11 protein-coding genes are annotated in these 14,280 nt (G+C 66.6%); 3 read left to right on the top strand and 8 right to left on the bottom strand.

Annotation, left to right across the window (positions count from 1 at the left end; all coding sequences use genetic code 11):
* Positions 1 to 22: 22 nt before the first annotated feature.
* The gene (locus AC5P9F_RS11215; RefSeq protein ID WP_111189500.1) at positions 23 to 1,399 is read right to left on the bottom strand and encodes a YncE family protein; all 1,377 of its coding nucleotides are present in this window, start codon (positions 1,397 to 1,399) and stop codon (positions 23 to 25) included.
* Positions 1,400 to 1,521: 122 nt separating this feature from the next.
* Positions 1,522 to 2,550 (bottom strand): alpha/beta hydrolase, encoded by a 1,029-nt coding sequence (locus AC5P9F_RS11210; protein WP_111189499.1) that lies wholly within the window; start codon positions 2,548 to 2,550, stop codon positions 1,522 to 1,524.
* Positions 2,551 to 2,830: 280 nt separating this feature from the next.
* Between AC5P9F_RS11210 and AC5P9F_RS11205 the strand changes: the two genes are divergently transcribed.
* The gene (locus tag AC5P9F_RS11205; RefSeq protein ID WP_274850214.1) at positions 2,831 to 3,205 is read left to right on the top strand and encodes a hypothetical protein; all 375 of its coding nucleotides are present in this window, start codon (positions 2,831 to 2,833) and stop codon (positions 3,203 to 3,205) included.
* 73 nt (positions 3,206 to 3,278) lie between these two features.
* On the opposite strand, the gene AC5P9F_RS11200 is transcribed toward AC5P9F_RS11205, so the two are convergent.
* From AC5P9F_RS11200 to AC5P9F_RS11180, 5 genes are all read right to left on the bottom strand, one after another.
* Positions 3,279 to 3,668, bottom strand: a complete 390-nt coding sequence (locus tag AC5P9F_RS11200; RefSeq protein WP_099531218.1) for a DUF805 domain-containing protein — start codon at positions 3,666 to 3,668, stop codon at positions 3,279 to 3,281.
* A gap of 144 nt (positions 3,669 to 3,812) precedes the next feature.
* Positions 3,813 to 5,111 carry a replication-associated recombination protein A gene (locus tag AC5P9F_RS11195; RefSeq protein WP_005413290.1) on the bottom strand — a complete coding sequence of 433 codons (1,299 nt, stop codon included), beginning with the start codon at positions 5,109 to 5,111 and terminating at the stop codon, positions 3,813 to 3,815.
* A gap of 251 nt (positions 5,112 to 5,362) precedes the next feature.
* Positions 5,363 to 6,001 carry an outer membrane lipoprotein periplasmic chaperone LolA gene (lolA, locus tag AC5P9F_RS11190; protein WP_024958744.1) on the bottom strand — a complete coding sequence of 213 codons (639 nt, stop codon included), beginning with the start codon at positions 5,999 to 6,001 and terminating at the stop codon, positions 5,363 to 5,365.
* 111 nt (positions 6,002 to 6,112) lie between these two features.
* Positions 6,113 to 8,056 carry a DUF3857 domain-containing protein gene (locus tag AC5P9F_RS11185; protein WP_005409602.1) on the bottom strand — a complete coding sequence of 648 codons (1,944 nt, stop codon included), beginning with the start codon at positions 8,054 to 8,056 and terminating at the stop codon, positions 6,113 to 6,115.
* Positions 8,057 to 8,095: 39 nt separating this feature from the next.
* The gene (locus AC5P9F_RS11180) at positions 8,096 to 10,456 is read right to left on the bottom strand and encodes a DNA translocase FtsK (protein WP_005413288.1); all 2,361 of its coding nucleotides are present in this window, start codon (positions 10,454 to 10,456) and stop codon (positions 8,096 to 8,098) included.
* A gap of 233 nt (positions 10,457 to 10,689) precedes the next feature.
* On the opposite strand from AC5P9F_RS11180, the gene trxB reads away from it, so the two are divergent.
* Both trxB and AC5P9F_RS11170 read left to right on the top strand, forming a co-directional pair.
* Positions 10,690 to 11,661 (top strand): thioredoxin-disulfide reductase, encoded by a 972-nt coding sequence (gene trxB, locus AC5P9F_RS11175; protein WP_062606993.1) that lies wholly within the window; start codon positions 10,690 to 10,692, stop codon positions 11,659 to 11,661.
* 102 nt (positions 11,662 to 11,763) lie between these two features.
* Entirely contained in the window at positions 11,764 to 12,888 is a 1,125-nt protein-coding gene (locus tag AC5P9F_RS11170) for a GNAT family N-acetyltransferase (protein WP_062606991.1), read from the top strand.
* 108 nt (positions 12,889 to 12,996) lie between these two features.
* Here the strand turns inward: AC5P9F_RS11170 and AC5P9F_RS11165 are convergent, their stop codons facing one another.
* Positions 12,997 to 14,265: a hypothetical protein gene (locus AC5P9F_RS11165; RefSeq protein WP_274850212.1), complete on the bottom strand. Its 1,269-nt coding sequence runs from the start codon at positions 14,263 to 14,265 to the stop codon at positions 12,997 to 12,999.
* Positions 14,266 to 14,280: the final 15 nt, after the last annotated feature.

The following is a 14,280-nucleotide window of genomic DNA, read 5'->3' as shown; positions in this document are numbered from 1 at the left end:
GCACGCCGCCCCACCGTGTGACTTACTGCTTCGGGGTGATGCGGGTGATGCGGTCACCCTTCGGGTCTTCAGCGCCGCGCGACTTGTTCACCGCGAACACGTTGCCCTTGCCATCGGCGCGGACGTGGTTCGGCAGCGTGCCGCCATCAAGATTGGCGACCACCTTGCCGTCACCGTTCACCACGGTGACCGTGCCAGCGCCACGGTTGCTGACGTAGGCCAGGCCGGAGGCATCATCGAAGGCGACGTTCAGCGCGCCGGCGCCGACCGGCACATCGTGCAGCACCTTGCCGGCGGCCACGTCGACGATCAGCAGGTTGTCGGTGCCCTGCGAGGCCACGTACAGGCGGTTGCGCGCCGCGTCGAAGGCCACGCCCGAGGCACTGATCGAATTGCCCAGATCGATGACCTTCTCGACCTTGCCGCTGGCCACATCGATCACTGCCGCCTCCGGGGTGCCGATGCTGACGGTGAACAGCTTGCCGCCCTTCTCATCCAGCACCAGGCTCATCGGGGTGAACTTGCCGTCGTCCACGCCGGATTCCAGCGTCACCTGCGGCAGTTCCTTGAAGGTCTTCGCATCGAACACCGACAGGTGGTCCTCGCCGGTGGCAGAAGCGAACACCTTGCCGCGCGTGCCGTCGACCACCACGTCGCGCGCGTGCGGCACGGCATCGACCGGGAACTGATGGACCAGCGACAGGTCCTTCTGGCGATAGACCGCGATGGAATTCTGGCGGGTGTTGGTGACCCAGACATTGCCGTTGGTGTCATCCACGCCCACGCCGTAGACCGCATAGACCGCACCATTGGTGCTGCCCGGCACCTGCGCCGGGGTGATCGCCTTGGTCACCTTCAGCGACTTCGGGTCCAGCTTCAGCAGCTGCGACTGGGTCACCGGCGGGCGGCCCACGGCCGAGGTGACGAACACGGCATTGCTGGCCGCGCTGTACGCGGACTGGTACAGGCCCGGCACCAGCTTGTTGGACTGGGTGGCGAACTGCGCCTGGCCGGACAGCGGCAGCTGCGGCGACACGCGCAGCTTCAGCACCGTGGCCGCAGCCGGCTGGCTGGCGCGCACCACCACCGGATGGGTGCCCGGCACCGCGTCGGCCGGAATGCTCAGCTGGGTCTTGAAGTTGCCATCGGCATCGACCACCACCGGCTGGGCGTTGAGCACGCTGTCGCCACGCAGCAGGCTGACCTTCTGGCCCGGCACGAAGCCACGACCGACCACGTCGGCGGTGCTGCCGGGAACCACATTCTCACCGCGCGAGACAACCTCACCCTTGAAGGTGGCGTTGGCCGGCTGGTCGAACACGGGCTGGGCGGTGGCGGTCACCGCAAGCAACAGGCCGGCGGCGAGAGAGGTGAGATGGAAAGACGGACGGAACGACATGGAAGGCTCCTTGCACACGTAGGCCGCGCCACGTGGCGCGGGATTCATCGGTTGCCTGGGCCGCTGCACGTCGGCAGCCTCGCCTGGGTAGTGGGGTCGCACGGCATCGCGTGCGAAGGGATTCACTCAGCGGCGTTGTCACCGCCATTGGGCACGCCATCGCCGGCGCTGCGGTCGGTCACGCCGTACAGTTCATGCAGCGCGGCATGGAACGAGGCCGGCAGCATCGGGCCGTGCCCCAGACCCGGGAACTCGCGGTACTGCACGCTCAGGCCCGGCACCTTGCCCAGCCGCTCGGACAGCCGCATCGCCGCATCCGGGGTGGCGCCGCCGATGCGACGCAGGTGCGCGACCACGCGCGGGTTGTTCATGTCGCGCTTGCCACGATCACCGACTCGCTCGGCGCCGCCCAGCATCAGCCAGAGCTTTGCCGGCTGGCCATGCACGTTCTGCACGAACTGCTGTTCCGGATCACCCAGCGCCGCGCCCTGGCTCCACCACAGCGACGGGCTGGCCGCGAGGTAGGACTGGAAGGCGGCGGGACGGGTGTACAGCGCATTGAGCACGAACAAACCGCCCAGCGAGTGGCCCCACAGCGCTTGCTGCTGCGCATCGATGCATGCGCGGCGCTCGACTTCCGGCTTGATGCGGCGTTCGATCACATCCAGGAAGGCTGCGGCGCCACCGCCGACCGCCTGGGTCGTGCCACTCTCATCGTCGGCACGGTCAATCCAAGCGGTGTAGTCGTGGGTGCGCGCTTTGGAATCGATGCGCAGGTCGTTGTCGTAGCCGATCAGCACCAGCACCGGCGGCACCTTGCGCGCGGCCAGCTCGGCCAGCAGCGGCTGGTCCAGCACCATCGCCACGGCATTGCCGTCCAGGGCGTACAGCACGGGCAACGGGGCCTTGCTGGCCTTTGCCGGGAGGGCAAGGTTCACCCGCCAGCGGCGCTGCTGGTCCGGGCTGTCGACCACGAACTGCTCGAAACGGTAGCTGACCGCTGGCTCGTCGAGCACGGTATGGCCGATCTTCTGCAGCGGATTGCGCTGCTGGGCATGGGCGTACGGGGTGGCCAGGAGCAGACCCATCATCAAGGCAGCCAGGCCGCAGGCCAGCGGGCCACGGCGCGTAGGCGGGACGAAATGCTTCATCAGCGGCGGCAGAAGCGGCCCAGGGCCGCCGGTTCACAAGGGACCGCAGTCTACCTCAAACGCGAATGATTATCACATCGATCAAACGTCACGCTGTGTATCACGCGCGCGCATGCCCGGGTTGCACGAGAGGCAGCAGTTCCCCTATTTTGCCGCCCATCGGGGCATTGGATCGCCCCGCTTCCAGCGCAGCCATGGATGGCGGGCACTTGCCGCCATCCGGGGCGCGTTCATCTGCACACAACCGCCATGGGATTGGATCCCATGATTGTGAGAACCCTTGAAGCACACGGCACTGATCGCCCTTACCCTCGGCCTGCTTGCACCGCTGGCTGCCCATGCCGCGCAGGATCTGCCAACGCTCTACCAGGCCTTTGAAGAGGCCGGCAACTCGACGTTGAGCATGGACCAACTCAACCAGACGGTGACATTCACTGCCGTAGCACTGAGCGTTTCCAGCAACCTGGCGGGCGAGCCACTGATCGAGGCCGGCGATGACCAGGGCAATGTCCTGGCCCGGCTGACCAGCGACGACGAACAGCAGGCGGCCAAGCTGGGCGCACTGGAAGAAGGCGCGACTTTCACCGCCAGCTGCACGTTGCAGTTCAGCTCGGGCACCGATTACCTGTCCTTCGGCGATTGCGCCATCAAGTAAAGATGAAGCCGGCAAAATGCCGGCTTCATTTCTTTGCCTCTGTAGCGTCGAGCCATGCTCGACTCACGCATCATCACGGCCCCGTAGGCACCGGACCATACACATTCTCCTGCGGCGTGCCCGGCAGCAGCGAGAAGATCATGATCACGATCCCGCCGCCCGGCACCAGCGCCAGCAGGAACAGCCAGCCCGACTGGTTGCAGTCATGCAGGCGGCGTACGGTCACTGCGATCAGCGGCACGATCGTGGCCAGCCACATCACACACAGCATCACCACCATGCCGATCAGGATGCCGGCCAGCGCTTCGGTACTGTTGCGCAGGAGGATCGCCAGCACGCCGGCCAGCAGCATCACTGCCGTTGCGACCAGGAACAGGAACAGCTGGTACATCCAGTACTCGCGGCGGTTCGCGCGGCCCTCGAACTGGGCGTAGCGCTTCAACGGCAGAATCATTTCCTGCACGGCATCGATCCTTGAAAAAGTAGCCGCGCAGTGTGCCAAATGAACGCGTGCAGGACAATGTAGAGCCAAGCCATGCTCGGCTGTCGGGAGCCGTGAAGTGCTGCGAAAAGCAGTCGAGCATGGCTCGACGCCACATGAACCGGGTCAGCGGCCCTTCGCGGCGCGCGCAGCCTCGCGCTCGGCGCGCAAACGATCCAGCTTTTCCTTCAACTTGATTTCCAGCCCGCGCGGCACCGGGTTGTAGTACACCCGTTCGCCCATCGCATCCGGGAAACCGGTCTGGTCCAGTGCGATGCCCCCTTCGGCATCATGGTCGTACTGGTACTCGGCGCCGTAGCCCAGTTCCTTCATCAGCTTGGTCGGCGCATTGCGCAGGTGCAGCGGCACTTCTTCTGTGCCGCTCTCGCGCACATCGGACTTGGCCTGGTTGAAGGCCGCATAGCCGGCATTCGACTTCGCCGTGCTGGCCAGATAAAGCACCAGCTGGGCGAACGCGAGCTCTCCCTCCGGACTGCCCAGCCGCTCATAGATGTCCCACGCTTCCAGCGCCATGCTCTGCGCACGCGGGTCGGCCAGGCCGATATCCTCGATGGCCATGCGGGTCAGCCGGCGCGCCAGGTAAGACGGATCGCAGCCGCCATCGAGCATGCGGGTCAGCCAGTACAGCGCGGCGTCCGGGTTGGAGCTGCGCACGGATTTGTGCAGCGCCGAGATCTGGTCGTAGAACTGCTCGCCGCCCTTGTCGAAGCGGCGGGTACGATCGGCCAGCACCTGGGTCAGGGTCTGCGGCGTGATGCGCCCACCCTCCCCGCCCGCCAGCTCAGCGGCGATCTCCAGCAGGGTCAGCGCACGGCGCACGTCGCCGTCGGCGGCGGTCGCAATTTCCAGCAGCAGCTCGGGAGCGACCTCGATGTGCTCTTCACCCAGGCCGCGTTCGCGGTCACCCAGCGCACGCTCCAGCGCCTCAACGATGTCTGTGGGCGAAACGCCTTCCAGCACATGCACGCGGCAACGCGACAGCAGCGCCGAATTCAGCTCGAAGGATGGATTCTCGGTGGTGGCACCGACGAACAGGATGGTGCCGCGCTCGATATGCGGCAGGAACGCATCCTGCTGCGCCTTGTTGAAGCGGTGCACCTCATCCACGAACAACACGGTGCGGCGGCCTTCGGCGAAGCGTTGCGCGGCCTCGGCCAGCACCTGGCGCACCTCCGGCAGGCCGGACAGCACGGCAGAGATGGCGCGGAATTCCGCATCGGCGTACTCGGCCAGCAGCAGCGCCAGCGTGGTCTTGCCGCAGCCCGGCGGCCCCCACAGGATCATCGAATGCACGCGACCGGATTCGACCGCGCGGCGCAGCGCACTGTCCGGCGCCAGCAGGCGCTTCTGCCCGACCATTTCGTCCAGGGTGCGGGGGCGCATGCGCTCGGCCAGCGGGCGCATGTGTTCCCGATCGACGCTCAGCAGATCGGGTCCGGGGAATGAAGTGGAGCGATGTCTTGGCACCCGGTCATTGTACCGCGCCGCCCAACGGTAGCGCCGGACCGTGCCCGGCGGGCGGGACGCGATGTCTGGTAGTGCCGGCCGCTGGCCGGCAGATCAACAGCGTGTCAACCAAGGTTGACACCCACCAAGGCGGTGCCGGTTGGCACCCACCAGAGCAGGTAGGGCCAGGCCATGCCCGGCGACCACCATTAATTACCGATGACGTCGGTGCCCTTCGGCGGGGTGAAGCTGAAGGTGCCGGCCGCGAAGCCCGGGTTGCGCTTCCAGCCACTGAAGCTGATCACGGTACGCTGGCCAACCGCATCGGTGATTTCCATCTTGGCCAGGCCTTGGGCGTTGAAGCCCAGCGCGGCGTACTGGAAACTGGCTTCGGTCTCGCGCTTCGGCGACAGCGACAGCCACTGCAGGCCGTCGCGCTGCGCGGCCTCTTCGCTGACGTCGTACTGCTGCTCCAGCAGCGCCGGGTTGATCAGCGCGGTCAGCGGACTGTTCTGCTCTTCCTTGCCCTGCTCGCGCACGGTGGCCTGCTCCAGGTCCGGCTCGTACATCCAGACCTTCCTGCCGTCGGCCACGATCAGCTGTTCGTGCGGGCGCACGTATTCCCAACGGAACAGGCGCGGCGCCGACAGGGCCACGCGACCACTGGTTGATTCCTTCACCTTGCCGCGACTGTCGAACACCTGCTGGCTGAACTGGCCATCCAGGCCCTTCAGGCCGCTGGTGAAGGTCTTCAGGTCATCGCGGGCGCCAGCCCAGGCGCTGCCGGCGGCGGCGCAGGCCACGGCCAGGGTGGTGGTGGCAAGGAAACGGCGGAAGCGGAAGTTCATGCGGGAATCCTGTGGGCGCGGGCGCCAGGAAAGGTGGTTGCCAGTGTGCCCGGGGAAAGATGAATGGGCGATCAGGGCGACATTATGCCGCCCTGAACGTCCATCGGCGATTCAGCCACCGGATCCCGGCAGCTTGCCGTACAGCACCTGGCCGCGGAAGCCACGCCGCACTTCGCGATACAGCGCGCGGAACGCCGGATAGTCCTGCGGCTGGCACAACGCCTCTGGCCCACGCACTGCATTCTGCTGCAAGCGGTGGTGCACGATCACCTCCTGGCCCTCGCGACTCCAGTCCACCCGGTACTCGCCGGCGGCATTGGCGAAACGCTGGCTGGCCGGGATGGCGATGATCGGCGCATTGGCCGGGAACTGCAGGCGATAGGTTTCCTCGCGCAGGCTGGCATTGCAGTAGAACGGTGTCTCGTTGGCCGGCGCTGAGGCGGTGGCGTACAAGCCACGCACCGACTCGCCACCCGGCGGGTCCGGCACGGCCATGCCGCCGGCCACGCTGAAGTCGGCGTAGTCCTCGGCCTGGAACGCCATGCGATAGCCAAACGGCCGGGTCAGATCGACCGGCACGCCCTGGATCTGCAGCTGCCCTCGCCCATCGAAACCTGAGGCGGCCATGATCTGCTCTTCAGCGCGCGCACGGTTCTGCGCGTTGAGCTGGGAGAACTGGGCGCGCATGCCGATCTCGGCGTTCTCGCCCAGTTTCGGAATCGTCTCGCCGCGCAGGTTGCCGTTGGCGTCGAAGGTGAAACGCACCTCCATCGAGGTGGCATTGCGCTCCGGCGTATTGGCCGGGGTGCGTGCCAGCGTGGCGTCGCGGGTACGCATCACCGGCGCACCCAGATCACCTTCCGGCAGCTGACCGAAGCGCGCCCACGCGGTGGTCGAATCCAGGTAGAGATCAAACTCGGGAATGTAGGTGATGGCGTGGTTGAAGCGGCCCAGCACCGGAATCTTCGGCAACGTCGGGCCGCCACCTGCACCGATCAGCACCGGCGAGCTGGCGATGCCCTTGGCTGCCAGCAGCGCCTCCAGGATCGTCACGTGGTCCTTGCAGTCACCGTAGTGGTTGTCGAGGATGCTCTGCGCGCTGTTCGGCTCCAGCCCGCCATTGCCCAGGTACACCGCGACGTAGCGGATGTTCTGCGCAACCCAGCGATACAGCGCATCAGCCTGCTCGCGGCGGTCGCTGATACCCGCGGTGATCTCATCAGCCAGCGCCTGCAGCGCCGGGGTCACCTCGGCCGCCGGGCCCGCCTTGAGCTGGTAGGCGCGACCCATCTGCGACCAGTCACGATAGGTACTGGCCATGATGTTCGGGCCGAACTCCCAGCCCGCCGCCGACCAGTTCTGCGCCGGCATCGCCTCGCGACGCTGGTAGCGCCAGCGCCACTGCGCCTGGCCGTTCTTCACCGTCGGCCGATCGCTGCCCTGCACGCCGCGGCTGTCGATGAACATCGGCAGGTTGGCCGGCGCACTCAGGGTGACTTCGGCGTCCTCGTACTCGGTGAACACATTGAAGGTCTCCCACAGGCCGAAATAGCCCGGGAAGTACGGCGTGGCCTGGGTGCGGCGCACCTGGTAGTACAGACGGGTGCCCGGGGCCAGGTTCGGGAACACGATCACCCGCACCTTGCGGTCGGCATACATCGCCGCCGAGGCGCTGGAGTAGCTTTCCTGGGTGTAGATGCGGTCGGCCGGCACGTCACGGCGCTGGCCGTCGGCGGTGATGGTGTAGGCGCCAAGCACCTCCAGGGTTTCCATCTTCTCGCTGTAGCTCAGCCGCACCTGGCTGAACTGCTCGACCGAGGCCTTGGTCTTGAGCAGCACTTCGTAGGTTTCGGTCTGCACATTGCCGGCATCCGGCCGCACCTGGTAGTCGGCGCGGTAACGGACAATGCTGAAGTTATTGCTGGCTTCGGTATCGCCGCTGGTGGAAGGCGGCGCCGTGGCGGGCGCGGAGGTGGCGGTGTCTGCCAGTGCCGGGCCGGCAGCCAGGAAGGCTGCCAGCGCCAGTGCCAGCGCGCTTGGTACGGGGTGAAGCATGCGTCGGTTCCTTGGACGTCGTGGGGGATACGTCGGGTCCTACTTCGGCGGCGGCGGTGCCAGCACCGTGCGGTCGCCGTTGTGCTCGGGCGGGCTGACCACGCCGGCCGCTTCCATGGCCTCGATCAGTCGCGCTGCACGGTTGTAGCCGATCTTCAGCCGGCGCTGCACGCCGGAAATCGATGCACGGCGGGTCTCGGTGACCACCCGCAGCGCTTCGTCATACAACGGGTCGGACTCGTCGCCGGACGAACTGTTCTCGGGCAGGCCGGTGGCGCCGACGACCACGCCGTCGCCCATCGTCTGCACTTCGTCCAGCACGCCGTCGACATAGTCGGCAGGGCCCATCGCCTTGAGGTGCTCGACCACGCGATGCACTTCATCGTCGGACACGAACGCACCATGCACGCGCTCGGGTAGCGCGGTGCCCGGCGGCAGGTACAGCATGTCGCCGTGGCCCAGCAGTGTTTCCGCGCCGGACTGGTCGAGGATGGTGCGCGAGTCGATCTTGGAGCTGACCTGGAAGGCGATTCGGGTCGGGATGTTGGCCTTGATCAGGCCGGTGATCACGTCCACCGACGGGCGCTGCGTGGCCAGGATCAGGTGGATGCCGGCCGCACGTGCCTTCTGTGCCAGGCGCGCGATCAGCTCTTCCACCTTCTTGCCGACGATCATCATCATGTCGGCGAATTCGTCGATGAAGATGACGATGAACGGCAGCGTTTCCAGCGGGCGCGGCGCCTCGCCCAGTTCCGGGTTCGGCTTGAACAGCGGGTCCATCAGCGGCTGTCCTGCGTCCTGGGCTTCCTTCACCTTCTTGTTGAAGCCGGCCAGGTTGCGCACGCCCACTGCGCTCATCAGCTTGTAGCGGCGCTCCATCTCGGCCACGCACCAGCGCAGGCCGTTCGCGGCCTCCTTCATGTCGGTGACCACAGGTGCCAGCAGGTGCGGGATGCCCTGGTAGACGCTCAGTTCGAGCATCTTCGGGTCGATCATCAGCATCCGCAGGTCTTTCGGCGAGGCCTTGAACAACAGGCTCAGCACCATCGCGTTGACCGCCACCGACTTGCCCGAACCGGTGGTACCGGCCACCAGCAGATGCGGCATGCGTGCCAGGTCGGCCACGGTCGGGCGACCGGCGATGTCCTTGCCCAGCGCCAGGGTCAGCACACTGGCCGACTTGTCATATTCCTTCGAGCGCAGCAGCTCGGACAGGAAGATCATCTCGCGGGTGACGTTGGGGATTTCCAGGCCGATCACCGACTTGCCCGGAATGACGTCGACCACGCGCACCGACTTCACCGACAAGCCGCGCGCGATGTCCTTGTCCAGCGAACTGATCTGGCTGACCTTGATGCCCGGTGCCGGCTCGATCTCGAAGCGGGTGATGACCGGGCCGGGATTGGCGCCGACCACCTGCGCATCGATGCGGAAGTCCTTCAGCTTGAACTCGATCTGCCGCGACAGGGTCTCCAGCGTCTCTTCGTCGTAGCCCTTGGGCTGCGGCTTGGGATCATCCAGCAGCGCCAGCGGCGGCAGGTCCGAGCCATCACCGTTGACGCCGCGGAACATCGGAATCTGGGTATCGCGCTTGGCGCGATCGCTCTTCTCGATCACCGGCTCCGGACGCGGCTCGATCTTCACCGGCTCGCGCTTGGCGCGCACCTCGGCGTCGGCCTTGCGCACTTCCTGGCGCTCCTCGCGCATCACCCGGGTCTGCTTCCACTCGGTGACTTCTTCCTTCTTGCGTTCCAGCAACGGCGCCAGCGACATCACGCCGCGGCCGATCTTCTCCATCACCGTGAACCAGGACAGCCCGGTCGCGAGCGTGATCGAGGCCAGCAGCAGCACCAGCACGAACAGGTTGGCGCCCAGCGCGCCGAAGCCCACCGTGAGCGAATTGCCCACCAGCTTGCCGAGGATGCCGCCGGCGCTGGAGACGTCGCCACTGAACAGGCGCACGTGCAGGAAGCCGGTGCCGGCGATGAGGAAACCGACCAGGCCGACCAGGCGCAGCGCAGGATCCAGGTCGTTCTCGCCCTTGCTCTCGCGCTTGAGCCCGAACATGGCGATCCACGCCAGCGCGCCGAGCACCACCGGCAGCAGGAAGGCGATGTAGCCGAACAGCTGCAGCAGAACGTCGGCGATCCAGGCCCCGGCGCGGCCACCCAGGTTGTGCACCGGCGCGACCACGCTGCCGGTATGCGACCAGCCCGGATCAGTCGCTGAATAGGTGAAAAGACTGGCCGCCAGGTACAGCAGGGCCGGCGCGATGGCGATCAGGCCCAGATCGCGCCAGAGACGCTGGCGGCGTGGATTGTCGGTCGTCGCCGCCGCGGCCGTGCGACGTGACGCCTTGCTGTCGTCGGACTTGGAGCGTTCGGGGACCTGCTTCGCCACCTTAGACCATACCTTTGGAATGCGCTGTTAGTGATTGATAATAAATGAGACGGCGTCAGTTTTCAGTTATGCGACGTCCGGCAGGCCAATCCGGGGGCCGAAACCACTGCTGGATGACGGCGTTCCGTTCATCGGCTTGAATCGCCCTGCCCCAGCCGCCACTCTATGACCAGCCAAGGATGCTGCGCAAACATCGCCAGCGCCTTGTCCCATCTACCTTTTCGCGAGTTTACATGAGCACCAGCCTGCCCTCCCGCCACCAGCGCCTCGTCATCCTCGGTTCCGGCCCGGCCGGTTGGACCGCCGCCGTCTACGCCGCTCGCGCCAACCTGAAGCCGGTCGTCATCACCGGCCTGCAGCAGGGCGGCCAGCTGATGACCACCACCGAGGTGGACAACTGGCCGGGTGACGCCCACGGCCTGATGGGCCCGGACCTGATGGCGCGCATGCAGGCCCATGCCGAGCGCTTCGAGACCGAGGTCATTTTCGACCACATCCACACCGCCGACCTGTCGCAGCGTCCGTTCAAGCTGATCGGCGACAGCCACGAGTACACCTGCGATGCGCTGATCATCGCCACCGGCGCCACCGCCAAGTACCTGGGCATCCCGACCGAAGACGAGTTCAAGGGCCGCGGTGTGTCCGCCTGCGCCACCTGTGACGGCTTCTTCTACCGCGACCAGGACGTGGTCGTGGTCGGTGGCGGCAACACCGCCGTGGAAGAGGCCCTGTACCTGTCCAACATCGCCCGCAAGGTCTACCTGGTCCACCGCCGCGACACACTGAAGGCGGAAAAGATCATGCAGGACAAGCTGTTCAAGAAGGTGGCCGAAGGCAAGATCGAGACCGTCTGGCACCACCAGGTGGAAGAAGTGCTGGGCAATGATGCCGGCGTGACCGGCGTGCGCGTGAAGTCCACCCAGGACGGCAGCACTCGCGACATCGACGCCCACGGCTTCTTCGTGGCCATCGGCCACCACCCGAACACCACCCTGTTCGACGGCCAGCTGGCGATGAACAACGGCTACCTGGAAATCCGCTCGGGCCTGGGCGGCAATGCCACCCAGACCTCGGTGGAAGGCGTGTTCGCCGCCGGCGACGTGGCCGACCAGCACTACCGCCAGGCGATCACCTCGGCCGGCTTCGGCTGCATGGCCGCGCTGGATGCCGAGCGCTACCTGGACGCACAGGGCAAGGCCAGCTGAGAGGCTGACCCGCTCCGGTAGGGCCGAGCCACGCCCGACTCCGGATGAAAGGCCGACGCCAGTGCGTCGGCCTTTCTGTTTCATCTGCCCTATCCTTCCCTCATGCCTTCCCCCCGCTTCCTCGACTCCCTGCAGTCCATCCCCGCCACCGACTGGAATGCCCTGCACGACGGGCAGAACCCCTTCGTCAGCCACGCCTTCCTCTCAGGCCTTGAACAGCACGGCTGCCTGCGCGAGGACTGGGGCTGGCAGCCCCGGCACTTCACGCTCTGGGAAGGCGACAGCTTGGTCGGCGCCATTCCGGGCTACCTGAAGACCAATTCGCACGGCGAGTTCGTGTTCGACCATGCGTGGGCCAACGCGTATGCCCGTCATGGCCGCGACTACTATCCGAAGTGGCTGGGCGCGGTGCCGTACTCACCGGTCACCGGCCCGCGGTTGCTGGCCCGTCACGATTCAGATCGCGCCACCTTGCTGCCGGCATTGCGCGAGGCGCTGCCGGCACTGGACGTGTCCTCGGCCCATATCAACTTCCACACCGCAGTGGACGAGGCGCTGTTCGGCGATGACTGGCTGCTGCGCGAAGACGTGCAGTTCCAGTGGCAGAACCCGGGTGACTGGGCGACATTCGACCAGTTCCTCGGTGCGATGAACCACAAGCATCGCAAGAACATCCGCCAGGAACGGGCCAAGGTCACCCGCCAGGGCATCACCTTCCGCGTGGTGCACGGCGATGAAGCCAGCCGTGCCGACCTGCAGGCGATGTATCGCTTCTACCTGCAGACGTTCCTCGAGTACGGCAACGCCCCGGCGCTGACCGAGGCCTTCCTGCGCCATCTGGCCATTTCATTGGGCCGCGGGCTGGTGCTGTTCCTGGCCGAACAGGACGGCGAGCCGATTGCCGGCGCGCTGTGCCTGCGCGGTGGCGACACGCTGTACGGCCGCTACTGGGGCGGCGCCACCCTGCCCGGCCTGCACTTCGAGGCCTGCTACTACCAGGGTATCGAATACTGCCTGCGCGAAGGGCTGACCCGATTCGAACCGGGTGCACAGGGCGAGCACAAGCTGGCGCGGGGCTTCCTGCCGACGCTGGTGCGCAGCCGGCACTGGGTGGCCGATGCGGATTTCGCAGAAGCACTGCAGGACTGGTGCCGGCAGGAACGGCGCGATGTGCGGCGCTACCAGCAGGAGCTGCAGGGGCATGGACCGTTCCGCGTAGAGCCGTAGAGTCGGGCTTGCTCGACTGGCGCGGCGCCGGGAAGCGTGCCAACCAGGGTTGGCACCCACCAGGGCATAAGGTTGGTGTCTTCCAGTGCAATGGCGAGCACGCTGCGCTCAGGTGCACTGCCAGAAGTGCCCACTCACCCGACACGTCGCGCACCAGAACGTATAGAGCATGCCGCCGCTGCCCCACAGCAGCGTGCCCTCACTCGTGGTCGGCAGCGTCGAATCCAGCTGCATCACGAAGGGCATCTCCTCGCCGCAATCGATGCACGCCGGGTACCAGGCACGCTGCACCCAGCTGGGCGCGCCGCCCACGCGCGACAGGTTCTGCCGATGGTTGGACTGGCCCCAGTCCTGCTGCTGCCACCGCATGGTATCCATGGCGACCAGGCCGATCTCGGCACGCATCAGGTCACCGCTGTCGGTCGGCGTGGCCTGCACCTCCAGACGCTGGCTGGGGTGGCAGCTGGGCAGGCCGACGGCATCGTGGCGATAGAAGCGCACGGGCGGGTCTCCCCAGCCGCAGCAGTCCAAGCACAGGCCCAGCGTGATCTCACCCGCCGCGCCCGGCTGCAGCGCGGCAGCGTCGGTTCGCAGCAGGCGCTGCAGCGGTGCATGGCAGCTGCCACACAACGCTTCCAGCGGCCCTCCCATCTGCCCGGCATGGTGCACCTGCCCACCATTCCAGGTCGGGTGCAGGCGCCAGATACGCTTGCGCCAGCTCGGTTCGTCCGCCTGCTGCGCGCGATGCTGCTCGCGGCCAAAGCGGATGTGCAGCGGCCGCTCCCCATGCAGGCGGCGCGGCAGCGGCCCATCAGCCACGCCGGCCCAATGCGCCCAGACCTCAGCATCCAGCGCGCCCCAGTCAGCGAGGTAGCCGCGGGCAACGGCATAGCTCTCGGGCTGCGCCGCGAGCAGCAGCGCCCTGGCCCGCGCCATTTCGCGATCGTCATCGGCTTCGGCCAGAATCTGCGCCCACTGCACGGCAGTGGCAGACGGCAGGCCCCGCCACACCTGCGAAGCCAGCTGCAGCTCATTCTCACTGGCAATCGCCAGCAAGGCCTCCCAGTCGTCCTGCAGCACCTGCGGCGCCTGGTAGCTGGCGAATTCGATCACGCTGGCCAGCAGCTCACCGCGCTCGCCATCACGATAGCGACGCCGGGCCTCGGCACAGACCGGCGCAACCGCTTCGTCGGGCAGCAAATCCAGCGTCATGTCGAGAAAGGCCGAGCTGGGTGAACGCCGGGCAAGGGCCAGCCGCATCAGCGCACCGAGCTGGCCCGGCTGCTCAGTCGCCAGCGCCAGCAGCATGCTCTGGCTGTCGTTGCACGTGCGCGGGTTGTCGTGCACATCGAGGATGGCGGTAATCGCGTCACTCATGCGTGGGCTCCTTGC

It is taken from the genome of Stenotrophomonas sp. YJH_SMC_4 (assembly GCF_059371575.1).
This window is presented reverse-complemented; position numbering and strand designations above follow the sequence as displayed.